The organism is Kitasatospora sp. NPDC051705, from assembly GCF_044453265.1.
GTDB lineage: Bacteria > Actinomycetota > Actinomycetes > Streptomycetales > Streptomycetaceae > Kitasatospora.
Map to the genome: position 1 here is coordinate 93,708 of NZ_JBITCO010000023.1, position 26,381 is coordinate 120,088.

Sequence of the window (26,381 nt, forward strand, 5' to 3'; positions counted from 1 at the left end):
TTGTTGCGGACGTGCCAGTAGAGCGAGGCGGCCTTGACGCCGACCTCGCTGGCGACCTTGCGCATCGACAGTCCGGCGAGGCCGTCCCGTTCGAGGACCCGTAGGGCGGCCCGGGTGAGCGCCTCCCTGGTCAGCGGGGGTGTCGTGTCGTCGTTGTCCGGCATGGCGGTGCGGATGCCTCCCGTGCTCTCAGGAATCCCGCTTGCAATCTAACACCGTTAGGGGCACCCTGTGCCTGTCGCGCCTGCCCCTAACACTGTTAGGGGTGTCGCCGCGGGTGCTGTCGGAGCGCCGGGGCCGGGGCCGGCTGTCGGGTTTCGAGGATCGGGAGGGTCTCATGGAGGAGTCGAGCGCCCGGCGCAAACGGCTCGCGCTACTGACGCTCTGCGTCACCATGTTCATGTCCATGCTGGACAACGTCATCGTCAACAACGCCCTGCCGCGCATCGGGCAGGACCTGGACGCCGGGATCAGCGGCCTCCAGTGGGTGGCCGAGGGATACAGCCTCGTCTACGCCGCACTCGTGCTGACCGGCGGTGCGCTGGGCGACCGCCACGGCCGCACCCGGGTCTTCCGGCTGGGCCTCGCGCTCTTCACGGTCGGCTCCGCGCTGGCCGCCCTCGCCGGGACGATCGGCACGCTGGTCGGCGCCCGGATGGTCCAGGGCGTCGGAGCCGCGCTGCTCACCCCGGGCAGCCTGGCCCTGCTGCGCCACGTCTTCACCGACGAGCGCGAGCGCGCCAAGGCCATCGGCCTGTGGTCCGGCGTCTCGGCGCTCGGGCTCTCCATCGGGCCCGTGGTCGGCGGGCCGATGGTCGAACACCTCGGCTGGGCCAGCGTCTTCTGGATCAACGTGCCGATCGGCGTGCTCGGCCTGGTGCTCGCCGCACGCGTCCTGCCGGACATCCCGCCGCGCGCCCGCCGGATCGACCTCGGCGGCCTCGCCCTCTCCGCGACGGGCCTGGGCCTGCTGGTCTACGCGCTGATCGAGGGGCCGTCGCGCGGCTGGACGGACCCCCGGGTGCTGCTCTGCGGCGCCGCGGCCGCCCTGCTGCTCGTCGCCTTCCTGGTGCTCGAACTGCGCCTCGCCGAGCCGATGCTGGAGCTGAGGCTGTTCCGCGACGGAGCCCTGGGCGGCGCGCTGCTCAGCGGGTTCATGGTCAGCTTCGGCATCTTCGGCGCGCTGTTCTTCCTGCCGCTGCTGATGCAGGGCCCGCTCGGCTGGTCCCCGGCCGACGCCGGCTACGCCGGACTGCCGATGACCGGCATGATCGTCCTGGCCGCCCCGCTCTCCGGCCGGCTGACCGCCCGCCACGGGCCGCGGCCGCCGCTGGTGCTGGGCCTCCTGCTGTGCGCGGCGGGCCTCGGCGGACTGTCGCTGTACGGCGAGCACGCCCGCTACCCGGAGTACCTGTGGACCCTGTTCGCGATGGGCCTCGGGATGGGGATGACCTTCACCCCGGTGTCGATCGCGGTGCTCCAGCGGGTCTCCCCGGCCCAGACCGGGATGGCCTCGGCGACCATCAACACGCTGCGCGAGCTGGGCGGGGTCCTCGGGATCGCCGTGCTCGGCGCGGTGCTGACGAACCGGATGACCGACACCCTGACCGCGGCCCTGCACCGGCTCGGAGTCCCGCCGGGCGCGGTCGGCTCCATCGCCGACGCACCCGCCGGGGCGGCGGGCGGAGGCGCCGGGGGTCCGGCGGTGGCGCTGCCCGGCCCGGTCCAGGAGGCCGTGGACGGGGCGTTCATCGACGGCATCCACCTCGCCGTGCGCTGCGGTTCGGCGGCGCTCGCCGTCACCGCCGTCCTGGTGGCCGTCCTGCTGGGCCGGGCCCGCACGGTCGCCCCGGCCGGGAGCGGGCTTGCGCAGGCGGAGGCGCCGGCCGAGGCCGCTCGGGCCTGACGGCCGTGACGCGGGAAGGCCCGGGCCCCGACGCCGCCGTCCCGGCGGGAGTCGACCGGTCGGGAGCGGACCTGACGCGAGCGGACGGGGACGCGGGCCACGGGCCAGGGCACGGGTGCCGCCCGGGCCGGGGCGGCCGGACCGGCCCGTGACGCCAGTCCGGTCGCACCGCCCGGCAACACCGGCCGGCCGCACCGGCGCGGGCCCCCGCCGTCAGCGGACGCCCTCGACCGCCGCCTGCGCGGCACGGGCCAGCTCCCGCCGTGCCCCCGACCGCCTGGCGCCCGACGGCCCGGCCCCCGACAGCCCGGCCCCCGGCGCGGCCGGCGGCGGGATCGGAGGCAGGAACGTCACCTCCGCGACCAGGCCGCGCACCGCGACCACCCGGGCGAGCGAGGTGAGCAGCCCGTCGTCGCCGACGAAGGCGGGCACGCTGGTCGGCCGGCCGTCGGCGAGCCGGTAGCGGATCGTCACCGGTTGGACGAAGGCGCCCGCCTCCACCGCGGCCTGGAACAGCGCGGGCCGGAACCGGCCGCTCTCCCGCCCGCACCAGGTGGACCCCTCCGGGAAGACGATCACCGGGTGGCCGGAGCGCAGCACCTCGGCCACCGCCGTCACGGTGTCCGGCAGGGTGCGCAGCCGGTCGCGGTCCAGGAACACGGTGCCGCCCCAGGCGACCAGCGGTCCGAGCACCGGCCAGCGCCGGACCTCGGTCTTGGCCAGCGAGCGGCCCGGCCGTCCGGCCGCGATCAGCGGGATGTCCAGCCAGGACACGTGGTTGGCGACCACGAGCGTCCCGCCGCCGACCGCGCTCCCCGGGTGGACGCCGCCGCCCGGCGTCCCGAGGTGCACGGTGACCCCGAGGGCGCGCAGCACGAGGCGCGACCAGCACCGGGTGAGCCGGTCGCGGGTGTCCTGCGGGAGCAGCCGGACCGGAAGGCTGAGCACGACCCCGGCCAGCACCGTCACCAGACAGGCCGTCAGCCGCAGCACCCGCCGGGGGTGGGCCACGGCCGGCGCGGGGTCGGCCAGGCAGGTCTCGGGCCGGCAGGTGGCCGTCGGCAGCCAGACGCTCATGCCGACGCGCCGAGTGGTGAGGGCGCCAGCGGGGAGACACCGGCCCCGGACGGGCCCGCCGCCCCGGAGACACCGCCGGCCCCGGACAGCCCGGCCCCGGAGAGGCCGACGCCGGACCGGCTCGCCCCGGACAGGCCCGCCGCCCCGGACAGGAAGTGCCGCAGGTACCGCGGGTCGGTCCGCTCCAGCGACAGCAGCACGTACAGGTCGACGCAGTCGAAGTCCGGGTCGTACGCCGGCTCGCCGCAGACCCAGGCCCCCAGCCGCAGGTAGCCGCGGAGCAGGGCCGGCAGCGCGCCCCGCTCGGCGCGCGGCACGCCGGTGGCGTCCCAGCGGCGGCGCGGCGTGACCCGGTACTGCTGCGGGGCCAGGTGCTTGGCGCTGACGGTGTCCCAGACCCGGGCCGCCGTGGCGCCGCCGTCCTCCAGCCCGATGGAGCAGCAGCCGCCCACCCAGGTGTTGCCGGTGTCGGCGAGGTAGCGGGCGATGCCGCCCCACATCAGGTTGATGACGGCGCCGTTGCCGCGGTGGTCGGGGCGGATGCAGGACCGGCCGAGCTCGACCAGGCCCGGGCGGACGGGCGCCAGGCCGGAGAGGTCGAACTCGCCGTCGGAGTAGAGCCGGCCGGCCCGGCGGGCGGCCTCGGGGCGCAGCAGCCGGTAGGTGCCGACGACGGCGCCGTGCTCGCCCTCGCGCACCAGGAGGTGGTCGCAGTACTCGTCGAAGGGGTCGACGTCCAGACCGGCGACCGGGCTGTGCAGGACGGCGCCGAGCTCGGCGGCGAAGACCTGGTGGCGCAGCCGCTGGGCGGCCCGTACGTCGTCGGCGTCGCGGGCGAGGGAGACGGTGTAGCCGGTGGCCGGGGCCGGGCGGTTGCGGGGGGCGGGCACGGCCGGGGCATCGTGGGTGGGGGCGACTGCGGTCGGAGCGTACGTGGGGACGGTGGTCATGGCGGACCCTCCAGGGCAGCACGATCGGCGGCGCCCTGGGTCGCCAGGGCGCGGGCCGGTTCGCGGGCGCTGGGCTTGCACGCGAACCGGTCCCCGTATGTCTCTCCGAGCCGGTTGGCATCCACGTTGCGGCGTGGCGGAGCGCAGATGTGCAGCTGCTGAATGGGACCACCCGTCGCCTCCCGGTCATCTGCCGGGCACCGGGCGCTCGCCGGGCATGGGTGGACAGCCCCGGGGCGCGGTGCCCCGGGGCTGTCCACGACCCGTCCTAGTACGCCTGCCAGCCCGCCGGGTCGACCCCGCCCGGGACGGCGTCCGCGGGGCCGTAGGGCGCGCGGGTGAGGACGAAGGAGCCGAGGTCGAGGTGGCTGACGGTGCCGTCGGCCGCGCGGACCACCCGGAGGGTCTCGCCCGCGTAGTAGTTGTCCAGGCCGGTCCAGGTGCCGTCGGCCTCGGCGCGGAAGCGGGAGCCGCGGCCGTCGCCGGTGGCCGGGGCCAGTTCCAGGGCGCGGTCGGCGCGCAGCCGGAGGATCTGCGGCGAGGTCCCCCAGTACCACGGGCCGGTGAGCGCCAGCAGCTCCTCGTCGACCTCGGACAGCGGGCGCCAGGGCTCGGGCAGCCGGGGCTCGTGCGCGGCGGTGAGGGTGATCAGCTGTGAGGCGATCAGGGTGGTGGCGGCGCCAGTGGTGGCGTTGGACAGCGCGATCCCGGCCAGGGCGTCCTCCTCGCTGACCCAGAGTCCGGCGGTGAAGCCGGGCATCGAGCCGGAGTGGCCGTACAGCACCCGGCCCTCGTGGCGGCGCAGTTGCAGGCCGAGGCCGTAGGAGTACGTCCAGTCGGCGTCGTCGGGGCCGACGGCGGGCCGGCGCATCTCGGCGACGGTGGCGGCGGCGAGCACCTTGTCGTCGCCGGCGGCGAGGAAGGCGGCCCAGCGGGCCAGGTCGGTGAGGGTGGACCAGAGCTGGCCGGCCGGGCCCATCAGCCCGGTGTCGGTGAGCGGCTCCGGCAGCATGACGTCGGCCCAGGGGTGGACGGCGAAGCCCCCGGCGTGCGGGTGCTCCGGCAGCAGGGTGGTGCGGTCCATGCCGAGCGGTTCCAGCACCTCGCGACGGAGCACCTCGCCCCAGGGCTCGCCGCGCAGCCGCTCGACCAGGGCGCCGAGCAGCGCGTACCCGGGGTTGGAGTAGTGGAACCGGCGCCCGGCCGGGTGCTTGTGGGCGCCGTCGGGCTCCAGCAGGTCGCCGAGGGCGGGGCGCAGCGCGCCGTCGGTCCGCTCCCACCAGGGGGCGGGGGTCTCGGCGGCGATCCCGGCGGAGTGCGCGAGCAGCTGGGCGACGGTGGCGCCGTCGGCGGGGGTGCCCGGCAGGTGACGGCCGAGCGGGTCGGCGAGGTCGAGCAGGCCCTCGTCGCGCAGCCGCAGCACCAGGACGGCGACGAAGGTCTTGCTGATCGAGCCGATCCGGAACTGGACGTCCGGGGTCGGCGCGTGCCCGTCGACCATGCTGCGGGCGCCGCTCCACACCAGCCGGCCGTCCCGGACCACTCCGGCGACCAGGGAGGGCGTGCGGCCCTCGGCCTGGGCGACGGCGATGTGGTGCAGGAGGGCGCGCCGGGTGGTCGGCAGCAGCTCGTCGGGCTGGTCGGTCATCTGGTCCCCTGGGTCTCGGCGCGGAGGGCGGTCGGACGGCGGCCGGCCCGGGGCGAGGGAATCGGCCCGGGCCGGACGGAGCCAACCTAGTCACGCCGCCCGGGGGGATCCACTCGTTATCGGGGTGGCGGCCGGGGACGCCCCGGTGGGCCGGTCAGTCCGGCAGCGGCGGGAGCTCGGGCCGCTGCAGCCAGGCCTCGAAGAGCGGCCCGAGCGGGGCGGTGGTGTACCGGGAGGCGTGGGCCAGCAGGTCCGCGGTGCCGACGACGCCGTGCCGGTTGACGCTGGTCCAGTCCCGGAGCATCGCGAAGAACGGTCCGTCGCCGAGGGCCCGCCGCAGCGCGTGCACGGCGAGGCCGCCGCGCTGGTAGAGCCGGTCGTCGAACATCAGCCGGCGGCCCGGGTCGGCCAGCCTGAGGTCCTGCGGGAGCCCGGCCAGCAGGGCGTGCGCGGCGGCCGCGTGGGTGGCGGCGACGGGGCCGCCGGCGTGCTCGGACCAGAGCCACTCCGCGTACTTGGCGAAGCCCTCGTTGAGCCAGATGTGCCGCCAGTTCGCGACGGTCACGCTGTTGCCGAACCACTGGTGGGACAGCTCGTGGGCGATCAGCCGCTCGCGCTCCCAGCCGCCGCCGAGGTGGTTGGTCCCGAAGGTGGAGACGCCCTGCGCCTCCACCGGGACGTCCAGCTCCTCGTCCGCGACCACCACCGCGTACTCGCCGAACGGGTACGGCCCGAACACCTCGGTGAAGTACGCCAGCATCTCCGGCTGGCGGCCGAAGTCCCGGGTGAAGGCGGGGACCAGCCGGTCCGGGACGTACCCGGTCTGCGGCACGGACGGGCGGGCGGCCAGCGGCACCGGCCGATAGTGGCCGATCGACACCGTCACCAGGTACGTGGAGGTCGGCGCGCTCTGCTCGTAGACCCAGGTGGTGCTGGACGCGCGGGTGGTGCGGGTGAGCAGCCGGCCACCGGCCACCACGGTGAACGGGGACGGCGTGGTGACCGCTATCTGGTACGTCGCCTTGTCGGCGGGCCGGTCGTTGCACGGGAACCAGGACGGCGCGCCGACCGGCTGGCTGGCCACCAGCGCGCCCTCGGTCAGCTCCTCCCAGCCCAGGCCGCCCCAGGGGCTGCGCACCGGCCGCGGGTTCCCGGTGTAGTGCACCTCGGTGGTGAACGCCGCGCCCGCCGCCAGCGCCTTGGCCGGGCGGATCCGCAGCTTGCCGCCGCGGTGGGTGTAGCGCGCGACCCGGCCGTCCACCAGCACCCGGCCGATCCGGAAGTCGGCGAGGTCGAGCGCGAACTCCGCGAGGCCGGTGTCCGCCACGGCGCTGAGCCGGGCCGAGGCGGCCAGCCGATTCGGCCCGGGCCGGTAGTCCAGCGCCAGCTCGTAGCGGTGGACCCGGTAGCGGTGGTCCCCGCTCTGCGGGAAGTACGGGTCCGGGGTGCCGGCGGCCGCCGGGACGTGCTTGGACTTCACGGGGACGTGCGCTTCCTGAGGGCCGGGACGGGTGGTCACGACGTGGTCTGCCACGCCTCGATGGGGTTGCCCAGCCACCGCGTGTCGGCGGGGACGGACTCGGCGCGCATCACCAGCGAGGCCGGGCCCAGCGTGCTGCGCGCGCCGACCGTGCTGCCGGGCAGCACGATCCCGCCCGGGCCCAGGGTGGCGCCCTCGCGGAGGACCACAGTATCCATCCGCATGATCCGGTCGTGGAAGAGGTGGGTCTGCACCACGCAGCCCCGGTTGATGCTCACGCCGTCCCCGAGGGTGACCAGGTCCGCCTCCGGCAGCCAGTAGCTCTCGCACCACACGCCGCGCCCGACCCGGGCACCGAGCGCCCGCAGCCAGAGGTTGAGCACCGGGGTGCCCGGCACCGCGCCGACCAGCCACGGCACCGCCAGCACCTCGACGAAGGTGTCCGCGAGCTCGTTGCGCCAGACGAAGCCGCTCCACAGCGGGTGCTCCACGGCCCGGAAGCGGCCGACCAGCAGCCACTTCGCGGCCACCGCGACCAGGCAGGCCACCGTGCCGGCGGCCAGCAGCACCAGGCCGGACAGCAGCGCGGCCGCGCCCACCGACCACGCGGCGGACAGCCGCGACAGCGCCGCGGCGGTGACGAGTCCGAGCGCCCCCGAGGCCAGCACCGGCAGCAGCCGGCCCAGCTCGACCAGCCCGCGCGCCCAGAGCAGCCGGGCCGGCGGCTCGTAGGTGAGGCTCTGGTCGGACTGGTCCGCGGCCCGGGGCAGCCGCATCGGCGGCATGCCCAGGTAGGAGCTCCCCTTCTTGGCCTTCGCCGGGGTCGCCGAGAGCACGCCGACCAGGCCGCGCTTGGGCACCGACCGGCCGGGCGCGGTCATCCCGGAGTTCCCGAGGAACGCCCGCTCGCCGATCTTCGCCTCGCCCAGCCGCACCCAGCCGCCGCCCAGCTCGTACGGGGCGATCAGGGTGTCGTCGGCCAGGAACGCGCCGTCGCCGACGGTGGTCAGGCTGGGCAGGGCCAGCACCGTGGAGACCTCGGCGCCGCGGCCGACGCGCATCCCGAGCGCCCGCAGCCACAGCGGCGTGACCAGCCCGGCGTAGAGCGGGAACAGCACCTCCCGGGCCCGGTCCATCAGCTGGGTGACGGTCCAGGCCTGCCACCCGATCCGGCCGTGCAACGGGTGCACGCCGGGGGTGAGGCCGATGCTCAGCACGCGGACGGCGGCCACCAGCTGCGCGGCGTACACCGCGCCGAAGGCCAGCGTGGCCGGCAGCAGGCCGAGCAGGGCGTCGCCGAGGGCCGTGCCGAGGTCGCCGCCCTGCTGGACGAAGCCGGACAGGACGGCGAGGGCGGCCAGCGCGGGCAGCACCGGGAGCAGGCCGACCGCGGTGCCGGCCGCGCCGTACAGCGCGGCCCAGCGGGCCCGGCGGTGCGGGCGCTCCTTGGGCCAGGCCCGCTCGGCGCGGCCCAGCTTGACGGCGGGCGCGCCGCCCCAGCGCTGGCCGGTGGGCACCTGGCCGGTGACGCTGGAGCCGGCCACGACCTGGGCGTGCTTGCCGACCCGGGCGCCGGGCAGCAGGGTCGAGCGGGTGCCGACGACGGCGCCGGAGCCGACCTTGACCTGGCCGACCTCCAGGCGGTCGCCGTCCAGCCAGTAGCCGCACAGGTCCACCTCGGACTCGACCGCGCAGCCGCGGCCCAGCTTCAGCATCCCGGTGACCGGCGGCAGCGAGTGCAGGTCCACCTCGGGCGCGACCTTGGCGCCCAGCGCGCGGGCGTAGCGCACCAGCCACGCGCCGGAGAGCGAGGTGGCGCCGCTGAGCTCGGCGAGCCGCTCGGCGGCCCAGAGCCGCAGGTGGACGCCGCCGCCGCGGGGGAAGCTGCCCGGGCGCAGCCCGTGCAGCAGCAGCCGGGCGCCGCCGGCCGCGATCGCCAGCCGGCCCGCCGGGGTGTACAGCGCGAGGGCGCCCGCGCCGACCGCCCACCAGGAGGCGGTGGGGGCCCACGGGTAGTCGCCGAGGTGGGAGAGCAGGTTCCCGGCGGCCAGCAGGGCCACCGTCCAGCGCAGGCCGACCACGGTGAACAGCGGGATCAGCAGGAGCAGCTGCAGCAGCTTGGCCCGGGTGGGGACCAGGGTGACGGTGCGGGTCTCGCCGCTCTCGGCGGCGGTGCGCTCCAGGTGCCGGGCGAGCTTGCGCAGCGTGGGGTTCTGGTAGACGTCCAGCACGGCGGCGTTCGGGTACCGGGTGCGTAGCAGGGTGGTGAGCCGGGCGGCGGCCAGGCTGCCGCCGCCGATGGCGAAGAAGTCGTCGCGCGGGCCGCCGACCGTCACGCCGAGGATCTCGGACCACTGCTCGGCCAGCCAGGCCTCGGTGCCGTACAGCTGCTCGCTCCGGCCGGTGGTCTCCAGCTCGGGCAGCGGCCAGGGCAGGGCGTTGCGGTCGACCTTGCCGGAGGTGCGGGTGGGCAGGCTGTCGACCGGGGCGAGCAGCGGCACCAGGGCCGCCGGCAGCTCGGCCTGCAGCCGTTCGACGGCCTGCTCGCGGTCGAAGCCCTCCTGGACGACCAGGTAGCCGACCAGCAGCTGGTTTCCGCCGCGCGCGGTGCGCACGGCGGCGGCCGCGCCGGCCACGGCGGGCAGGGCCTGCAGGGCGGCGTCCACCTCGCCGAGCTCGATCCGGCGTCCGCCGAGCTTGATCTGCTCGTCGGTGCGGCCGAGGAAGAGCAGGCCGGCCGGGTCGGCCTGGACGAGGTCCCCGCTGCGGTAGGCGCGCTCCCAGCCGAGCGAGGGCAGCGGGGCGTACTTCTCGGCGTCCTTCTCCGGGTCGAGGTAGCGGGCCAGACCGACCCCGCCGATCACCAGCTGGCCGGTGCCGCCGGCCTCGACCGGCTCGCCGGCCTCGTCGACCACGGCGAGGTCCCAGCCGTCCAGCGGCAGGCCGATCCGCACCGGGCCCTCACCGGTCAGCAGGGCGGCGCAGGCGACCACGGTGGCCTCGGTGGGGCCGTAGGTGTTCCACACCTCGCGACCCTCGGTGACCAGCCGCTGGACCAGTTCGGGCGGGCAGGCCTCGCCCCCGAAGATCAGCAGCCGGACCTCGTTGAGGGACTCGGCGGGCCAGAGCGCGGCCAGGGTGGGGACGGTGGAGACGACGGTGATCTCCTGCTCGGCCAGCCACGGGCCGAGGTCGGCGCCGCTGCGCACCTGGGAGCGCGGGACGGGCACCAGGCAGGCGCCGTGCCGCCAGGCCAGCCACATCTCCTCGCAGGAGGCGTCGAAGGCGACGGACAGGCCGGCCATCACCCGGTCGCCGGGGCCGATCGGCTCGTCCTGGAGGAAGAGCGCGGCCTCGGCGTCGACGAAGGCGGCGGCGTTGCGGTGGGTGACGGCCACGCCCTTGGGGCGGCCGGTGGAGCCGGAGGTGAAGATGATCCAGGCGTCGTCGGCCGGGGCGGGGAGGCGGTCGTCGGCGGGTGCGCGCTCCGTGGTGACGCTGAGGGCGCGGTCGGCGCCGAGCACCGCGGCCACCCCGGCCTCCCCGAAGACCAGCTGGGCGCGCTCGTCCGGGTCCTCGGCGTCCACCGGGACGTAGGCGGCGCCGGCGGCGAGCACGGCCAGGATGGAGACGTACAGGTCGTTGGTGCCGGAGGGCACCCGCACGCCGACCCGGTCGCCGGGGCCGATCCCGGCGGCGGCCAGCCGGCGGCGCAGCTGCTCGACCTCGGTGACCAGGGCGCGGTAGCTGAGCACGCGGCGCCCGTCGTCCAGGGCCGGCTCGTTGGGGTGGGCCCGGACGGTGGCGTCCAGGACGTCGACCAGGGTGCGCGGTGCGGGGGCCGGGCGGCCCGGCAGCACGGCTCGTTCCGGCAGGGTGCGGGGCGGCGTGGCGTACTGCTCCGGATGGTTCGGTTCAGCGGTCATGACAGCCGTGCGCTCCTCGTCCTCGCCCCGTTCCGACCGATGTCCGGCCTGGGGGGCGGTGGGAGAACTCACCCGGTCGGGTGACCCCACTCCGGGGCCGGAGCGGACAACCCGACCGATGGTAGTCCTGCCCCGGACGATCCGTCTGGGTCGACACTCGACCCAACTGGGCTGGAACTGGCCGAATCTGACGCTTCGTCAGTCAACAACTGAGGCTTACCGTGAGTGATGTGACGACGCGTCAGTCGAATTGACGGATCGTCAGATCGAATTCTCCATCGTGATCCACACCACAGTGAATGCTGCTCCTTTCGGGTGGATGCCCCGCGCTGCGCCCGCCGGCCGGCCCCGGAGGGGGCCTTCCGACGGGCGCTCCGTGGGCTCCGGCCGGTCAGCCGAAGTGGTGCAGGTGCTCATGGAGGAAGGCCTCCATGGTACGCGGGAGGCGTCCGGTCAGGCGGGCGAAGGTGTCGTCCGGGGCCTCCGGGCGGACCACCGCGAGCTGCTGGATCTCCACCACGTGGGCCGCCAGCCAGGGCGGCATCCCGCCCCGCTCGACCAGGTGGGCGTACAGTCCGGCCGGGGTCAGGTCCACGTACTGCACCGGCCGGTCGAGCAGGCGGCCCAGCAGTGCGGTGAGCTCCGGGTAGCCGTACGCCCGGCCGCCGGTGAGCGGGTACGTCCGGCCGGCCAGCTCCGGGCGGGTGAGCACCTCGGCGGCGGCGTCGCCGATGTCCCGGACGTCGACGTAGTTGCAGCGGGCCTGGCCGAGGGCGCCGTGCACCACCCCGGCCGCGGCGATCCCGGGGGCCAGGAGCAGCAGCTTCTGCATGAACGCGTAGGGCCGCAGCACGGTCGCCGTGGCGCCGGAGGCGCGCAGCCGCTCCTCGACCAGGTGGTGGCCGCGGGAGACCGCGACCGGGGAGTCCGGCTCGGCGGCGGGTGCGGAGACCTTGACGACGTGCTCCACGCCGCTCTCCAGCGCCACCTCGATGGCGGTCAGCTCGTGCTCCAGCTGGAGCGGGCCGTTCGCCATGGTGAGGAACAGCTGGTGGGCGCCGCGGAAGGCCTCGCGCAGCGAGTCCGGATCGGCGGCGTCGGCGTGGGCCGTCTCGGTGAGCGCCAGGGTGCGGTCGTCGAGACCGGCGGCGAGCCGGGCGGGGTCGCGGCTGAGCGCGCGGGTCGGCACGCCGAGGTGGGCGAGGCTGCGCAGGGTGGCGCCGCCGGTGGCGCCGCCGGCGCCCATGATGACGATCATGAGGTCTGTCCTTCGGGCTGGGGGTGGGTGGGGATCCGGTGCTGCGGGGGCCGGGCCGGGCGGCTGCCGCGCCATCGCCAGGTGATCACGGTGGTCGCGATCGCCGAGGAGAGCGGCAGGTCGACCGGGAGGCGGCCGGGCCACGGGCTGTCGGCCAGCGCCGGCAGCTGGGGCAGCCAGTGCGCGGCGGCCAGGCCGACGGCCAGGGCGAGCGCGGTGGCGGGCAGGGCGAACAGTGCGGCCAGCAGGGCGCGCGGCGGCCGGCGGGTCCAGGAGTGCGCGGGCCGCCTGCGCAGCGCGGCGCCGACCAGGGCCGCCACGAGGGCGGAGGTGCCGCCGATCGTGGTGGCCGCGGCGACCACCAGCTCCGGCTGCCGGGAGACGGCCCCGCCGATGCCGGCCGTCACGGCGGGCATCGCGTACGAGACCAGGACCTCGCGCCACAGGGTGAACGGCGGCGGCGCGCCGGGTGCCTTCTTGCTCGCGGGTGCCTTCTTGTTCACGGGTGACTCCTCGGGGTGATGGGCTGCCTGGCCATTATTGATTAGGTGCCTAACTATTGGGGCGTGAAAAGGGCGGGCCGCCCGAGGGGGCCCGCCGGGTCGGCCCGGGCCGGCGCGGCCGGGGCCGGTTCGGCCGGTTCGGTCCGTCGGGTCCGGGTGGCCGGTCCGGTCAGTCCGCGGTCAGCGCGTCGGCACCCGCGACCACCCGGGCCAGCAGGTCGAGGAAGACGGTGCGCTCCTCGACCGAGAGGTCGCCGACCAGGGCCTGCATCCGGGTGAAGTGCTCCGGGGCCAGGTCGCGCAGCTTCTGCGCGCCGCGCGCGGTGAGGACCACCACGTTGCCGCGGCCGTCCTCGGTCGACGGGCGGCGGGCCACCAGGCCCTCCCGTTCCAGGCCGTCGACCAGGCCGGTGACGGTCGCCCGGGAGACGCCGAGGCTCGCCGCGAGCTGGGAGGGCGACTTCTCGCCGCCGTGGTCCTCCAGATCGGCCAGCAGGCGGTAGCGGCCGGTGGAGAGCCCGAAGCGGGCGAAGTGCACCTCCCCGGCCTGGCCGATCCGGGCGCCCGCCGCCATCAGCCGGGCCGCCACCAGGACGGCCTGCGGGTCGGCCGTCAGGCCGTAGCGGGCGATCTGGCGGCGTGCCTGGTCCAGGGTGGGAGCGCCGGTGCCGGTGCCGGGGTGCTGCGTCATGGAAGTAGTATGGCGCCTAATCAGATATCCGGTCAAGCCCGGGGGTGACGGCCTCGACCGCAGCGCCCGCCGCGGCGGTCAGTGCGAGACCGCCAGGGCCCGTGCCGCCGCCGTCGGCGAACTCCGGTGCCGTCAGGGTCTGTTCGGGTCCGGTCCGGACCTCCGGTCGAGGGGGAGGCGGTGGCGGTCGACGCGGTGGCCGGGCGGGCCCACCGGCACGCCACGGAGGGCCTCCGGCGGTGCGTCGGATCGGTCACCATGGGGGACGGTCGGCGATCCGAGGGGAGGGCGAGCGAGGGTGGGGACGTCCCGGACGGGCGACCGGAGCGGTCCGGAGGAGGTCGGACCCGTGCCGTGGCTGGTGCTGGCCTGCCTGGTCGGGCTGCTGCTGGCCCACGTCGTGCTGACGAACTTCACCGAGGAGCTGCGGGCCGCGCTGTGGGGCGAGCCCGGGACGGTGGTCCGAGCAGAGTGCCGGACGTACGACAACACCGTGGCCAACGCGGGGACGTCGACGTCCTGTTCGGGCACCTTCACCCCGGAGGGCGGCGGCCCGTCGTTCGACGTCCACGTCGAGGGCGACGTCGGCTCGCAACCGGTCCGTGCGTGGCTGGTGGACGGTGCGTCGGGCGCCGCGTACTTCTCGCCGACGGTGTGGGCGGGGGTGCTCCCGGTGGGGCTCTCCCTCCTCCTGGCCGGACTCCCGGCGGCGGTCGCGGTGGGGTACGCGCGCCGCGTCCGCGCACAACGCTCCGGAGACCGCGTACAACGCCCCGGAGACCGCCGTCGAGGACCGGACCCGGGGCAGGAGTGAGGCGAGGGCGGCGGCCCCCTCCGGACCCCGGTCCGCGGGGTGTCCCCGATTCGGGTGAAGGTTCGTCCACCGGGCGACGCAGTGGCGGGCGGGCGCCGTAGCCTCGAGTGCCGACCCGGCGCGACGAGTTGCGCGATCCGGTTCGGAGCCGCCCGAACTCGCCGCACCGGAAGGGTCGTCGACAGAATGACACGCTCCTCGGACAGCAACGACGCACCGGCCGGCGGGCCCTCCCGCCGCGGGCTGCTCAAGATCGGCATCGGCGTCGCGGTGGGGGCTGGGGCCCTCGGCTCCGGCGCCCCCGCGGCGCTCGCCGGCGGCCCCAACGACCCGACGGGCCCGACCATCGCCGTCAAGGTGAAGAACCTCAGCGGCCCCGTCGAGACCGGTCCGTTCGCCGCGCCGTGGACCGACCTCGGGATCCCCGTGCGCTGCCCGGACGGCACCATGCTCTTCGTCTGCGGCGACACCTTCGACGGCGACCGGGTCGGCTCGGCCGACTGGCGGGCCCCGGTCGGCCTGCGCTCCAGCAGCGCGGACCCGAACAACCTGCGCATCGACGGCAGCGTCGGCGGCGGCCACGCGAACAGCCTCGTCGACGAGCCGCACAACCCCGTCGGCGACGGGTTCACCACGGCGATCCCGTCCGACGTCTTCGTCGTCGACGGCGTGCTGTACATGCACCTCATGCGCGGCGTCATCTACGACACCCACCACACCGACTTCTGGCGCTCCACCGACAACGGCGAGACCTGGGAGTACCTCTGCCAGTGGCCGGGCGACCTGTACGGAGGTCAGTTCCAGCAGAAGACGTACGCCGTGGCCGACGACGGCTACTGCTACGTCCTGTCCACGGTCTTCAACCGCGAGGTGGAGTCGGGGATGCTGCTGCACCGGGTGCGGCAGGACGGCCTCGGCGATCCGGGCGCCTACGAGCCGTGGGGCTTCGCCGACGGCGGGTGGAGGTGGGGCGCGCCCGCCCCGACGACCGTCCTCGGCACCCGCAGGTGGGGCGAGACGTGCTTCCGCGCGATGGACGGCAAGTACGTCCTGACCTGGCTGAACACGGCCCCGCTGTCGATCAGGGCGATGGTCTTCCCCCTCCCGACCTCGGACCTGACCAGGACGCTGGAGCAGACCATGATCCTCCCCGGTACCCCGGGGCAGGAGGTCGGCAACCTCGTCGCCAGCCCGTACGGCGGCTTCGTCGTCCCCGGCTCGACGTTCGGGGACTTCCACATCGTCGTCAGCCAGTGGTACGACCCGACGAACTACCGGATCATGCAGTACCGGGTCGCCATGCTCTCCTGAGCCCGTCGCGGGCCCCCGGGGTCCGCCGGAGTTCACCGCGGTCCGCCGGAGTTCACCGCACGGCCCGGGCGGCGTGCGGGGGAGCGGGATCGAGTCGTACGGGAACGGATCGGCGCCGCGTCGCGTCTCGACAGGGGACGAACGGGCGTGGACCGGGCCCGGCCGACGGGCGTGAACGGCCCTGCGGGCACCCGGACACCGCGCCCGGTGGCGACGAGGACAGCGGGAGACAGGGATGAATTCGAGTGCGAGCCGGCGCGGCGTTCTCACCGGGGCGGCCGCGGCGGCCCTCGCCGTCGCCCTCCCCACCGGCGGCCGGGCGTTCGCCCGGGGCGTGGACGGGAACGGGAACGCGGACGGGGACGCGGTCGGGCGGCGGCTGCGCGCCCTGGAACAGGCGCACTCCGCGCGGCTGGGGGTCTTCGCGCACGACACCGGCACCGGCCGGACGGTGTCGTACCGGGCCGACGAGCTGTTCCCGATGTGCTCGACCTTCAAGACCGTCGCGGTGGCCGCGGTGCTGCGGGACCTCGACCGCGACGGCGAGTTCCTCGCCGAGACGATCACCTACACCGCGCAGGACGTCGCGGACTCCGGCTACGGCCCGGTGACCGGCCTGCCCGAGAACCTCGCCGGCGGCATGACCGTGGCCGCGCTGTGCGCCGCGGCCATCGACCACAGCGACAACGCGGCGGCCAACCTCCTGCTCCGGGAACTCGGCGGACCGGACGCGGTGACCCGCTTCTGCCGCTCGATCGGGGACGGCGTGACCCGGCTCGACCGGTGGGAGCCCGCCCTGAACTCGGCGGAGCCGGGGCGGGTGACGGACACCTCGAGCCCGCGGGCGCTCGGCCGGACCTACGCGCGGCTCGCTCTCGGGGACGCCCTCGACGGGCCGGACCGGCAGCGCCTGACCGGGTGGCTGCGGGGCAACACCACCAGCGGCAAGCGCTTCGGGGCCGGGCTGCCCGCGGGTTGGGTCCTCGCGGACAAGACGGGCACCGGCAGCTACGGCACCACCAACGACGTGGGCCTCACCTGGCCGCCCGGCCGCGCGCCGATCGTCCTGGCGGTCCTCTCCACGAAGCGCGACGCCACCGCGGGGGCGGACGAACCGCTGGTCGCCGCCACCGCCGAGCTGCTGGCGGCGACGCTCGCCTGATCCTGACCTGACGGGACGGCGGCCGCCCGGGAGGCGCCGCCCCACGGACGGCCGGACGCCGGGGCGCGTCCGGCCGTCCGGCGCGTCGGGGAGGAGGGCCGAGCTCCGCCGAGCGGCCGCCCGCGGCGATCGCTGATGGTCGGTCGGCTGAGTCATCATCAGGTCAATCAACCGTCAAGTTGCGCCATTCACAGAATAATCGGGCGCCCTAAGGGGTGGTGCGCAAAAGATTTGCGGTGCTTCCAGGTCTTCACACGGACTTCTCAGACTGACAGGCTGGGGCCGCCCTTTTCAGTACGGAGGAGGTTCCTTGTCCCGTATATCCACGCTGGCCGGAGCAGTCACCTGCGCCCTCGCCCTCGTCACCGGAACCGCCGTCGCGGCGTCGGCGGCACCGATCGACCAGATACCCGGTGCGGCGGCCGAGGCGAAGGTCGACCCTGTCAACTGGACCCCGTGCAACCCGGATCCGACCAAGCCGGACCCGGGCATCTACGACTGTGCCGTCTACCCCGTGCCGCTGGACTACGACAACCCGTCCGGTGAGAAGGTCGGCATCGCGATGATGCGGCGGCGCGCGAGCGACCCGTCGAAGCGGATCGGCTCGCTGTTCCTCAACCCCGGCGGCCCCGGCGGCAGCGGTTACCTGTGGGCGACCACGACGCGCTTCGGCACCGAGGTGCAGTCCCGGTTCGACCTGGTCGGCTTCGACCCGCGCGGTGTGGCCCGGAGCAACCCGCTCAAGTGCTTCAAGACCCAGGAGGACGCCGACGCGGTCAACAACCGCATGGTCGGCGTGCCGGTCACCAAGGCCGAGATCGCCGAGACGCTGGACGCCGACCAGGACTACACCGACGCGTGTAGCAAGAACGCCGGCCCGCTGATCGAGCACATGTCGACCATCAACGTGGTGCGCGACCTGGACCGGATGCGCCGCGCCGTCGGTGACTCCAAGCTCACCTTCGCCGGCTTCTCCTACGGCACCCTGATCGGCTCGACCTACGCCAACATGTACCCGAACAAGGTGCGCGCGATCATCGTCGACGGCAACGTCGACCCCGACCTGCGCCTGCACGACGGCCTCGAGTACGATCGGCAGCGGGCGGGCGGCTTCGAGCTGGCCCTGGACGAGTTCCTGAAGCGCTGCCAGGCGGCCGGTGCCCCGCGCTGCGCCTTCGGCGAGGGCGACACCCGGGCCAAGTTCGACCAGCTGCGCGACCACCTGCGGACCAGCCCGGTCAACCTGCCCAACGGCAGCCAGGTGACGCTGAGCACCTTCACCAGCGAGGTGGCCAGCGCGCTGTACTCGCAGGCCAAGCTGGCGCCGCTGGCGAAGTCGCTGCAGGCGACCTACCAGCTGACCCAGAAGCCGGCCGCGGCCGCCCTGGTGGCGCCGAAGGCGAACGTCGCGGACGACGACGCCAACCTGCTCGCGGTCAACGCGCCGCGGGCGCTGCGGGAGGCTCCGGCGGACTCCGAGTACACCGCCGACGACTCCTACATGGGCGTCAACTGCCAGGACAAGCCGTACCCGTCGAACGACCGGACCTTCGCCAACGTGGCCAAGGCCTGGGAGAAGGCCTCGCCGACCTTCGGCCGCTACCAGGCCTTCGACGCGCCGGCCTGCGCGAGCTGGCCGGCCCCGGCCCGGGACGCCGAGCGCTTCACCGGCCCGTGGAACAAGAAGACCTCGAACACCGTGATGGTGATCGGGAACCTCTACGACCCGGCCACCCAGTACAAGTTCGCCCAGCGGATGCAGCAGGAGCTGGGCAACGCCGTGCTGGTGAGCGTGGACTCGATCGAGCACTGCGCCGTCGGCCGCAGCAAGGCCCTGAACGCGCTCGTCACCCGCTACCTGGTGGACGGCACCGCGCCGCAGCCGGGCCAGCTGCTGAAGCCGGACGCGGAGATCTTCCCGGCGGTCTGAGCGGTGGCCACCCCCGCACGGTAGACGCGTGCGGGCGGACGCGGTGGTCGGCGGTCCCGCCGGCCACCGCGTCCGTGTTCTCCGCACGGCACCGCGGAAGGCCGCCGCGCGAAATACGGCGGACCGGGAAACGGCGCCCGGAGTATCGTGCCGCGCATTCGGCGGTGGATCGTCGTCGAACCTCGCGGGGGAGCGATACCGGGCCGTCGCCGAGAATGCGGCCCGCGTCACCGACAAGGGGCCGTCGAGCCGCCGACGCCCCGAATTCCCGCCCGCCCGGGTCGGCCCTGCTGTACGGGTGCGAACAGGGGGGGGCGTCCGGCGCGGCCCCGGGGCCGCCGGTGCCCCCGCCCGCCCGCCACCGGATGCGCGAGCCGGTGGCGGGGCGCAGGGTCGAGGTAGGCGCGGGCGAAGCGGCCCCGCCGAGGGGCGTGCGTGGACGACGGCCCGGCCGGGCGGAGTGAGGCGGGAGCATGGGCGGAGTGATCGTGCTGGTCGAGCTGGAGCCGTCCACCGAGGTGCTGGACGCGGGCGAGGTGGAGGTGGGTGCCCGGGTGCGCTGGGTGCACGCGGCGCCACCCGATCCGGAGGTGCCCGAGGACCCGGGGCCGCGCACCTTCTGCGGGGTGGACACGGCGGGCCTGGAACGGGAGCCGTACCGGCCGGCCGGGCCGGGCGAGCCGTGGTACCCGCCGTCCCAGCGCACCCGGCGCTGCCGGGACTGCGAGGCCGCGCTCAGGGCGGCCTGACCGCGGCCCCCGGCCGGGACGGCGTGCCTGCCGGGCCCGCGGCCCCGCCCCGTCCGGCCCCGCCCCGCCCGCCCGTGGGCCCCCGCTACGCGGCCTGCTCGGTCGCTTCCTCGACGATCCGGCCGTCCCGGAGCTCGATCACCCGGTCGGCGAGTTCCATCAGCGTCGGGTCGTGGGTGGCGACCAGCACGGTGACGCCCTCGCTGCGCACCACGGCGCGCAGCAGCTGCATGATCGAGCGGCCGGTCTCCGAGTCGAGCTGGCCGGTGGGCTCGTCGGCGATGATCAGTCCGGGCTCGTTGGCGAGCGCGCGGGCGATGGCGACGCGCTGCTGCTGGCCGCCGGAGAGCTCGCCGGGCCGCTGGTCGGCGTGGTCGGCGAGGCCGACGAGGGCCAGCAGGGTGTGGGCGCGCCGCTCGCGCTCGGCGGCGGGGACCTTGCGCAGCCGCATCGGCACGCCGACGTTCTCGGCGGCGGTGAGCATCGGGATGAGGCCGAAGGACTGGAAGACGAAGCCGATCCGTTCCCGGCGCAGGGCGAGCCGGCCGTCCTCGTCGAGGTCGGCGAGGTCGGTGCCGTCCAGGGCGATGGTGCCGCCGGTCGGTGCGTCCAGGCCGCCGACCAGGTTGAGCAGCGTGGTCTTGCCGGAGCCCGACCGGCCCTTGAGCGCGGCGAGTTCGCCGCGGCCGACGGCGAAGGTGACGCCGCGCAGGGCGTGCACCGTCCGCTCGCCGGTGCCGAAGCTCCGCCGGAGGCCGGTGACCTCCACCATGGGCGTGGTGGTGGCGGCCTGGTGCTGCGTCATACGGCGTCCCCCCGTGTGCTTCTCTGTCCAGTGTCAACGGATGTCGCGGCGCCCGGGGTTCACCCCTCGGGAAGTCGATTCCGGGAGTCCGGATTCGCTCCGCCAAGGGGGCTTCGCGGGGCCGCAGTTGTGATGTGTTCATGGTGTACCGAGAGCCGCCGCGGATGCGGATGCCCGCCGGTGCAAGGAATTTGCTCATCACTTACTTGATTCGCGCAAGTCCCTTCCGTTCCTGGATCGAATCTGACAGAGTCGTCCGCTATCCGGTGATCAAATGCCGGTGATCACTTCATCGATGTGCCCATTCTGTGTCCATCTGTGACCAGTCCGTGTTCGGATCGGGTCGGTGGACGGGGCCGGGGTGCTACCGGGGGCGTAGAACCGGGGGAGGAACGAGATGCTCGGCTTCGTCGTGCGCCGACTGCGCGGGCGACTGCCGCTGGCCGGCGCCGTGCTGCTGACCGTGCTGATCACCACGGCGGTGCTCACCGCACTGGTCGCGTTCGACCGCGGCGTCGGCGAGGCCGGCCTGCGGCAGGCGCTCCAGGGCCCCGGCCACGCGCGCACCACCGTCGTGGTGACCGCCGAACACGGCCTGGACCGGCGCGCGCAGGACGAGGCGGAGCTCGCCGCCTACCGCGGCCGGCTCTTCGGCGACCTGCCGGTGCACACCGACGGCATGCTGCGCAGCCGCTCCTACGGCCTGCCCGGCAGCGCCACCGGAGCCGACGGTGCCGCCGCGGGCGGGCAGGGCCACCCGGCGCAGCCCGACCTGACCCTGCTGGCCACCGTCGACCGCGGCCGCACCCGGCTGGTCGGCGGCGACTGGCCCACCGCCGCCTCCGGCCCCGTCCGCTCCGCCGCCCCGCAGGTCGCCGTCCCCCAGACCACGCTGGCCCGGCTCGGCCTCACCGCCCAGTCGCTGCCCGCCGAGGTCCGGCTGGCCGACCGGCTCGACGGCACACCGCTGACCGTCCGCGTCACCGGCGTCTACCGGATCACGGACCCGGGCGACCCGTACTGGCGCACCGACCCGGTCGGCGGCCACGAGGTCGAGGTCGGCGGCTTCACCACCTACGGCCCGATGATGGTCGACGAGAGCGCCTTCACCACCGGCGGACTCGTGCAGAACAGCCGCGGCTGGCTGCTCGACGCCGACTTCACGGGCGTCTCGCAGTCCGCAGCCGAGGCGACCGGCGCGCGCGCCCGGGCCCTCGCCGACGACCTGCGGACCCGCGCCGGGCTCCAGGCCAGGACCGAACTGCCGGACGTCATACGCGAGTTGTCCGACAGTCTGGTGGTCGCCCGGTCCACCCTGCTGATCGGCGCACTGCAGCTGTCCGTGCTCGCCGCCGCCGCCCTGCTGCTGGTGGTCCACCTGATCGCGACCCGGCAGGAGGGCGAGGACGCCCTGCTCGCCGCACGCGGCGCCTCCGGCGCCCGGCTGGGCGCCTTCACCGCCGTGGAGTCGCTGCTCCTCGCCCTGCCCGCCGCCCTGGCCGCACCGGTGCTGACCCCGCTCCTGGTCCGCGCCTTCACCGGGGTCGGCCACAACCGCACGGTGACCATGGACACCGGCGTCCACTGGCAGCTCTGGCCGGTCGCCGGAGCCTGCGCCCTCGCCTGCATCCTGCTCGCCACCGTGCCCGGCCTGGTGCGCGGCGCCGGCGCCGCGCTGCGCCGCCGGGCCGGCGGCCGGCAGGCGCTCGTCTCCGGCGTCGCCCGCAACGGCGGCGACCTCGCCGTCCTCGCCCTGGCCGTCCTCGCGTACCAGCAACTCACCCAGTACGGCGGCGGGTTGTCCCCCGACTCCTCCGGCCGGCTCGGCGTCGACCTGCTGCTGGTGGCCACCCCGACCCTGGCACTGTGCGCCGGCACCCTGGTCGTGCTGCGCCTGCTGCCCTACGTCGCCCGGCTCGGAGCCCGGGTGGCCGCCCGCGGCCGCGGCCTCGGCCCAGCCCTGGTCGGCTGGGGCCTGGCCCGCCGGCCCGCCCGCGCCACCGGACCGGTGCTGCTGCTGGTGATGGCCGTGGCCACCGGTGTCCTGGCGCTCGGCCAGCACGCCACCTGGACCGCCTCCCAGCGCGACCAGGCCGCCTTCGGCACGCTCGGCGGCCTGCGGATCTCCGCGTCGCACAACTCCCTGATGGGCCAGGGCGGCCGCTACGGCGCGCTGCCCGGCGGCGACCGGCTCGTCCCCGTGGTGCGCGAGGAGCAGTCCCTGCCCAACGGCGCCGGAGAGCTGCTCGCCGTGGACGCCGCAGCCTTCGCCGCCCGCGTCCCGGTCCGCCCCGACCTGCTCGCCGGACACACCCGCGAGGAGCTCTTCCCGCCGCTCGCCCAGCCCGCCCCCACCGGGACGCAGACCGGGCTGCCACTGCCCGGCACGCCGCTGCGGATCGACGCGGACGTCTCCGTGCGCCAGCAGGACCACGTCGGCCTGATGGCCGTGGTCCGCCCCGAGGTCCGGCTGCTGCTGCGGGACCGCTTCGGCTTCGTCCACAAGGCCCCGCTGGGCACCGTGCTGCCCGACGGCGAGAGCAGGACCTCGGCCTCGCTCGCCACCCTGGTCGACGCCCCGATCGGCTCGCCCGCCGCCCCGCTGACCCTGGTGGGCGCCCTGGTCTCCTTCAGCGACTCGGCCGACGGCGAGCTGACCATCCGCCACCTCGCCGTCTCGGACACCGCCGACGGCCCCGCGACGGCCGTGCCGGTGCCGACCGGGTTCGGCTGGACGGCCGTGGCGCCCGACGTCCACGCCAACCCGGAGGTCAAGGCCGGACCGGCGGCCGAGGTCGGCGCCGAACCGGCCGGCGCCGAGCGGCTGTTCACCGTCCGCTACCGCTTCGCCGACGGCCGCGGCGAGGCCCTGCGCGCCACCCTCGCCCCGGCCGGGACGACCGCGCCGTCGAAGGTCGACGGCGTCGCCACCCACGACTACCTGACCGCCGCGGGCGCCTCCGTCGGCGACACCGTCCAGGTGCCGTTCGCCGGCATCATCATCCCGGTCAGGATCACCGCGGCGGTCGACGCCCTCCCGGTCTCGGGCCGCAGCGCCGTGGCGGTCGACCTCGCCACCGTCTCCCGACTGATCGCCGCCCAGGGCCGGGAGATGCCCGGCCGCGCCGAATGGTGGCTGCCCGCCGACGGACCGGGTGACCGGACCCCCGCCGAGGCCGCCGCCGTCCTGCGCGCCGCCCCCGGCGCGCAGGACGTCCGGCTCTACGACGAGGCCGTCGGGGACCTCCTCGGCGACCCGGTCGGAGCCGCCCCGCAGAGCGCACTGACCGTCATCGCGGTGGTCACCGCCGTCCTCGCCGCGATCGGCTTCGGCGCCGCCGTGGCCGGCTCCGCCCGCGAACGCTCCCGGGACTCCGCGCTGCTGCTCGCGCTGGGCACGTCGCGCCGGCAGATCGCCCGGACCGTCGCCGCCGAACAGGCCGTCCTGGTCGCTCTCGGCGGGGTCGTCGGCCTGGGACTGGGCGCGCTCCTCGTCCACCTGATCGTGCCGCTCGTGGTGCTCACCCCCGCCGCCCGGCGCCCGATGCCCGAGGTGCTGATCGACCTGCCGTACGGGCAGGCGCTCCTGCTCGCGGCCGCGATCGCCGTCGTCCCCCTGCTGTCGGCCTTCCTGATGGGACGCCGCCGTCGAGACGTGGCCGCCCGACTGCGCCACGTGGAGGAGATGTGACCACCAAGGCCGGCACCAGCGTGCCCGAACCGTCGACCGACCACCGCCCGGCGCCCTGGGTCCGCACCCGGCTGCGCTCGGCCCCGGTGGCCGCCCTGCTCATGGCGGCGCTCACCCTCGTCACGGTCTTCCTCGCGGCCGCCTTCCCGCGCGCCGCCGACCGGGGCGCCGACGACGCGCTGCGCCGGTTCGTCCACGACCGCGGCGTCAACGTCACGAGCCTGCACGCCACCACCAAGGCGAGCCCGGAGGCGCGGGCCGCCGACCTGGACGCCGTGCGCGACCGGATGGTCGAGCGGATCGGCCAGGAGCTCACGCTCACCCGGGACGGCGAGCAGGTCGGCACCCGCGCCAAGGCCGGCCACCCGATGCTCAACGACGGGTACGACCGGCCCAACCTGCTCCCGCCGGGGCTCAACCTGGTCTACCTGCAGGGTCTCGCCGAACACGCCACCCTCGTCGACGGCGGCTGGCCCGGCGCGCCCGGCGACGGCCCCCTCCCGATCGTGGTCAGCCAGCAGGCCGCGGAGACCATCCACATCAAGGTCGGCGACCTCGTCGACAACGGCGAGAGCCTGCGCGGCCAGGCCCGCACCAAGGTCGTCGGGATCTACCGGCCCGACGACACCGCGGACCGGTTCTGGGACGCGATCGACTGCCCGGAACGCGCCTGCCTGGTCGTCAACTCCGAAGGCGCCGCCTCCTGGCGGACCACCGGATTCGCCGGCGGCGACGGCCGCTCCGCCCTGCTCGCCTGGGGCAACGGAGGGGAGGACTTCTGGCGCCTGCCGCTCGACCCGCACGCCCTGCGCGCCGACCGGCTCACCGCGACCCGCACGTCCCTCGGCTCCTTCATGACCGGCCCCGGCGCCAGCTCCATCGTCGCCGCCACCGGCCGCCCCGACCTGCACGTCGTCTCCTTCATGCCCGAGGTCTTCACCTGGGCCATCGCGCGCTACGAGGCCGCCGCCCCGCTCGCCGCGATCGGCCCGGTCGGCGTCGCGGGCGTCGCCGCCGTCGTCCTGTGCCTCGCCGCCGCGCTCACCGGCGACCGGCGCACCGCCGAGGTCAGGCTGCTGCGCGCCCGCGGCGGCTCGCGCACCGGCATCCTGCTGCGCCTGCTCGGCGAGGGCGCCGTCGCCGTGCTGCCCGCCGCCGTCCTCGCCACCACGCTCGCCCTGGTGCTGCTGCCCACCCCGCGCTGGGGAGCCGCCGTGCTCGCCGCCCTGGCCACCGCCCTGCTCGCGGTGCTGGCCTTCCCGGTGCGCGCCGCCGTGCTGCTCTCCGGCCCCCGGGGCGCGGGCGGCCGGCGCCGGGTCGTCGGTGAACTCGCCGTGCTGGCCGTCACCGTCGCCGCCGTCGCCGAGGTCCGCCACCGCGGCGTGGCCCCGGCCGGCACCGGACTGGACCCGCTGCTGATCACCGCACCGCTGCTGCTCGCACTCACCGGCGGGCTGCTGCTGGCCCGGATCCAGCCGCTCGTGATCGGCCGGCTCGCCGCCCTCGCCGGGCGCGGTCGCGGCCTGGTCGGCTTCCTCGGCCTGGCCCGCGCCGCCCGCGACACCGCGGGGCGCCGCCGACCCTCCGCGCTGCCCCTGCTCGCCCTGCTGCTCGCCGTCACCACGGCAGGATTCGGCGCCACCGTGCTCGACGGCGTGGACAACCTGCGGCTGCGCGCCGCGCGGGTCTCCGTCGGCGGCGACGCCGCGGTCGGCGTCCCGATCTCGACGACCCTGCCGGAGGCCTTCACCACGGCGGCCGCCGCGCTGCCCGGGGTGCGCGCCGCCACCGGGATCTGGATCGAGAACCAGACGTTCATCCTCGGGACCGACCGCGGCGCCACCCAGGCCACCACCGTCGTGGTCGAACCCGCGGCGTACGCGGAGATCGCCAGGACCGTCGGGCTCGGCCGGTTCGACCCCGCGGTGCTGGCCGGCGCCCCCGGCGGCCCGGACACCCCGGTGCCCGCGCTGTTCAGCGCGGGCCTCGCCAAGCAGCTCTCCGGCGGCCCGTACCGGCTGCGCACGCCCAACGGCGGGGAGCTGCTCACCACCGTCGCCGCAACCGTCACGGACACCCCCGCCATCCCGGACGCGGTCAACGCCTTCGTGGTGCTGCCGGCCGGCCCCGCCACCGCCCGGCTGCCCGAACTCAAGCGGATGAACAACTGGCTCGCCGTCGGTGACGTCGACCCCGGCCGGCTCCGCGCGCTGTTCGCCGAGCACGGCATGGGGGAGGCGGTCGGCATGGCGAAGCGCCTGCGCGACGAGGCCACGGCGGCCAGTCACGATCCCGGCGGGGTACCCGTCGGGTACAAGGTGCGCACCAGCCGCGAGGCGGCCGCCGAGCTGGCCGCCGACCCGCTGCAGCGCTCCGCGGGGCGGCTGTTCTGGGCCGCGATCGCCGCCGGTGCCGGATTCGCCCTGCTCGCCGTCATGCTGACGCTGCTCCGGGCCGCGCCCGACCGCGCGGCGCTGCTC

Annotated in this window: 17 protein-coding genes and 1 pseudogene; 8 read left to right on the plus strand and 10 right to left on the minus strand. The window is 75.6% G+C overall.

Translation table 11 applies throughout. From position 1 onward, the window contains the following. Positions 1–164 (minus strand): TetR family transcriptional regulator (locus tag ACIA8Q_RS25600; protein ID WP_396317741.1); only part of this gene is annotated, 164 nt, incomplete at its 3' end. Between the two features lie 173 nt (positions 165–337). On the opposite strand from ACIA8Q_RS25600, the gene ACIA8Q_RS25605 reads away from it, so the two are divergent. Next, on the plus strand, positions 338–1,906 hold the full coding sequence (locus ACIA8Q_RS25605) for an MFS transporter (protein WP_387904218.1): 1,569 nt from the start codon (positions 338–340) through the stop codon (positions 1,904–1,906). Between the two features lie 213 nt (positions 1,907–2,119). On the opposite strand, the gene ACIA8Q_RS25610 is transcribed toward ACIA8Q_RS25605, so the two are convergent. From ACIA8Q_RS25610 to ACIA8Q_RS25645, 8 genes and pseudogenes are all read right to left on the minus strand, one after another. Beyond that, on the minus strand, positions 2,120–2,983 hold the full coding sequence (locus ACIA8Q_RS25610; RefSeq protein ID WP_396317734.1) for a lysophospholipid acyltransferase family protein: 864 nt from the start codon (positions 2,981–2,983) through the stop codon (positions 2,120–2,122). A 146-nt stretch (positions 2,984–3,129) separates the two neighbouring features. Next, positions 3,130–3,933: pseudogene (locus ACIA8Q_RS25615) on the minus strand (GNAT family N-acetyltransferase); the annotation flags it as partial. 268 nt (positions 3,934–4,201) lie between these two features. After that, positions 4,202–5,581 carry a serine hydrolase domain-containing protein gene (locus ACIA8Q_RS25620; RefSeq protein WP_360213749.1) on the minus strand — a complete coding sequence of 460 codons (1,380 nt, stop codon included), beginning with the start codon at positions 5,579–5,581 and terminating at the stop codon, positions 4,202–4,204. Between the two features lie 154 nt (positions 5,582–5,735). Beyond that, entirely contained in the window at positions 5,736–7,061 is a 1,326-nt protein-coding gene (locus ACIA8Q_RS25625; RefSeq protein WP_360213751.1) for a M1 family metallopeptidase, read from the minus strand. A gap of 35 nt (positions 7,062–7,096) precedes the next feature. Beyond that, on the minus strand, positions 7,097–10,987 hold the full coding sequence (locus ACIA8Q_RS25630; RefSeq protein WP_396317735.1) for a Pls/PosA family non-ribosomal peptide synthetase: 3,891 nt from the start codon (positions 10,985–10,987) through the stop codon (positions 7,097–7,099). Positions 10,988–11,378: 391 nt separating this feature from the next. Then, positions 11,379–12,245: an NmrA family NAD(P)-binding protein gene (locus tag ACIA8Q_RS25635; protein ID WP_360213755.1), complete on the minus strand. Its 867-nt coding sequence runs from the start codon at positions 12,243–12,245 to the stop codon at positions 11,379–11,381. Further along, complete coding sequence (locus tag ACIA8Q_RS25640; RefSeq protein WP_360213757.1) at positions 12,242–12,748, minus strand: hypothetical protein; 507 nt, start codon at positions 12,746–12,748, stop codon at positions 12,242–12,244. The genes ACIA8Q_RS25635 and ACIA8Q_RS25640 overlap by 4 nt, the downstream gene beginning before the upstream one ends. Before the next feature lie 169 nt (positions 12,749–12,917). Continuing rightward, positions 12,918–13,439, minus strand: coding sequence for a MarR family transcriptional regulator (locus ACIA8Q_RS25645; protein WP_360213759.1), 522 nt, complete (start codon positions 13,437–13,439; stop codon positions 12,918–12,920). 349 nt (positions 13,440–13,788) lie between these two features. Between ACIA8Q_RS25645 and ACIA8Q_RS25650 the strand changes: the two genes are divergently transcribed. From ACIA8Q_RS25650 to ACIA8Q_RS25670, 5 genes are all read left to right on the plus strand, one after another. Continuing rightward, positions 13,789–14,253 (plus strand): hypothetical protein, encoded by a 465-nt coding sequence (locus tag ACIA8Q_RS25650; protein WP_396317736.1) that lies wholly within the window; start codon positions 13,789–13,791, stop codon positions 14,251–14,253. A 186-nt stretch (positions 14,254–14,439) separates the two neighbouring features. Continuing rightward, on the plus strand, positions 14,440–15,564 hold the full coding sequence (locus ACIA8Q_RS25655; RefSeq protein ID WP_360213761.1) for a DUF4185 domain-containing protein: 1,125 nt from the start codon (positions 14,440–14,442) through the stop codon (positions 15,562–15,564). Positions 15,565–15,799: 235 nt separating this feature from the next. Next, the gene (gene bla, locus ACIA8Q_RS25660; protein WP_360213763.1) at positions 15,800–16,726 is read left to right on the plus strand and encodes a class A beta-lactamase; all 927 of its coding nucleotides are present in this window, start codon (positions 15,800–15,802) and stop codon (positions 16,724–16,726) included. 310 nt (positions 16,727–17,036) lie between these two features. Further along, positions 17,037–18,656 (plus strand): alpha/beta hydrolase, encoded by a 1,620-nt coding sequence (locus ACIA8Q_RS25665; RefSeq protein ID WP_360213765.1) that lies wholly within the window; start codon positions 17,037–17,039, stop codon positions 18,654–18,656. A gap of 473 nt (positions 18,657–19,129) precedes the next feature. Beyond that, a complete protein-coding gene (locus ACIA8Q_RS25670; RefSeq protein ID WP_360213767.1) occupies positions 19,130–19,405 on the plus strand; it encodes a hypothetical protein in 276 nt (91 codons plus the stop codon). Positions 19,406–19,490: 85 nt separating this feature from the next. Here the strand turns inward: ACIA8Q_RS25670 and ACIA8Q_RS25675 are convergent, their stop codons facing one another. Beyond that, entirely contained in the window at positions 19,491–20,210 is a 720-nt protein-coding gene (locus ACIA8Q_RS25675; RefSeq protein WP_396317737.1) for an ABC transporter ATP-binding protein, read from the minus strand. 397 nt (positions 20,211–20,607) lie between these two features. On the opposite strand from ACIA8Q_RS25675, the gene ACIA8Q_RS25680 reads away from it, so the two are divergent. Together ACIA8Q_RS25680 and ACIA8Q_RS25685 are read left to right on the plus strand one after the other, a co-directional pair. Then, positions 20,608–23,901: an FtsX-like permease family protein gene (locus tag ACIA8Q_RS25680; protein WP_396317738.1), complete on the plus strand. Its 3,294-nt coding sequence runs from the start codon at positions 20,608–20,610 to the stop codon at positions 23,899–23,901. Next, positions 23,898–26,381, plus strand: a 2,484-nt coding sequence (locus ACIA8Q_RS25685; RefSeq protein ID WP_396317739.1) for a hypothetical protein, incomplete at its 3' end; no start/stop codon positions are given. The genes ACIA8Q_RS25680 and ACIA8Q_RS25685, both read left to right, overlap by 4 nt.

Bases quoted from the DNA above. Each gene is read 5' to 3' on its own strand.
- ACIA8Q_RS25670 (WP_360213767.1), top strand. From the start codon at position 19,130: ATGGGCGGAGTGATCGTGCTGGTCGAGCTGGAGCCGTCCACCGAGGTG.
- ACIA8Q_RS25610 (WP_396317734.1), bottom strand. From the start codon at position 2,983: ATGAGCGTCTGGCTGCCGACGGCCACCTGCCGGCCCGAGACCTGCCTG.
- ACIA8Q_RS25655 (WP_360213761.1), top strand. From the start codon at position 14,440: ATGACACGCTCCTCGGACAGCAACGACGCACCGGCCGGCGGGCCCTCC.
- ACIA8Q_RS25630 (WP_396317735.1), bottom strand. From the start codon at position 10,987: ATGACCGCTGAACCGAACCATCCGGAGCAGTACGCCACGCCGCCCCGC.
- ACIA8Q_RS25675 (WP_396317737.1), bottom strand. From the start codon at position 20,210: ATGACGCAGCACCAGGCCGCCACCACCACGCCCATGGTGGAGGTCACC.
- ACIA8Q_RS25620 (WP_360213749.1), bottom strand. From the start codon at position 5,581: ATGACCGACCAGCCCGACGAGCTGCTGCCGACCACCCGGCGCGCCCTC.
- ACIA8Q_RS25680 (WP_396317738.1), top strand. From the start codon at position 20,608: ATGCTCGGCTTCGTCGTGCGCCGACTGCGCGGGCGACTGCCGCTGGCC.
- ACIA8Q_RS25605 (WP_387904218.1), top strand. From the start codon at position 338: ATGGAGGAGTCGAGCGCCCGGCGCAAACGGCTCGCGCTACTGACGCTC.
- ACIA8Q_RS25635 (WP_360213755.1), bottom strand. From the start codon at position 12,245: ATGATCGTCATCATGGGCGCCGGCGGCGCCACCGGCGGCGCCACCCTG.
- bla (WP_360213763.1), top strand. From the start codon at position 15,800: ATGAATTCGAGTGCGAGCCGGCGCGGCGTTCTCACCGGGGCGGCCGCG.
- ACIA8Q_RS25645 (WP_360213759.1), bottom strand. From the start codon at position 13,439: ATGACGCAGCACCCCGGCACCGGCACCGGCGCTCCCACCCTGGACCAG.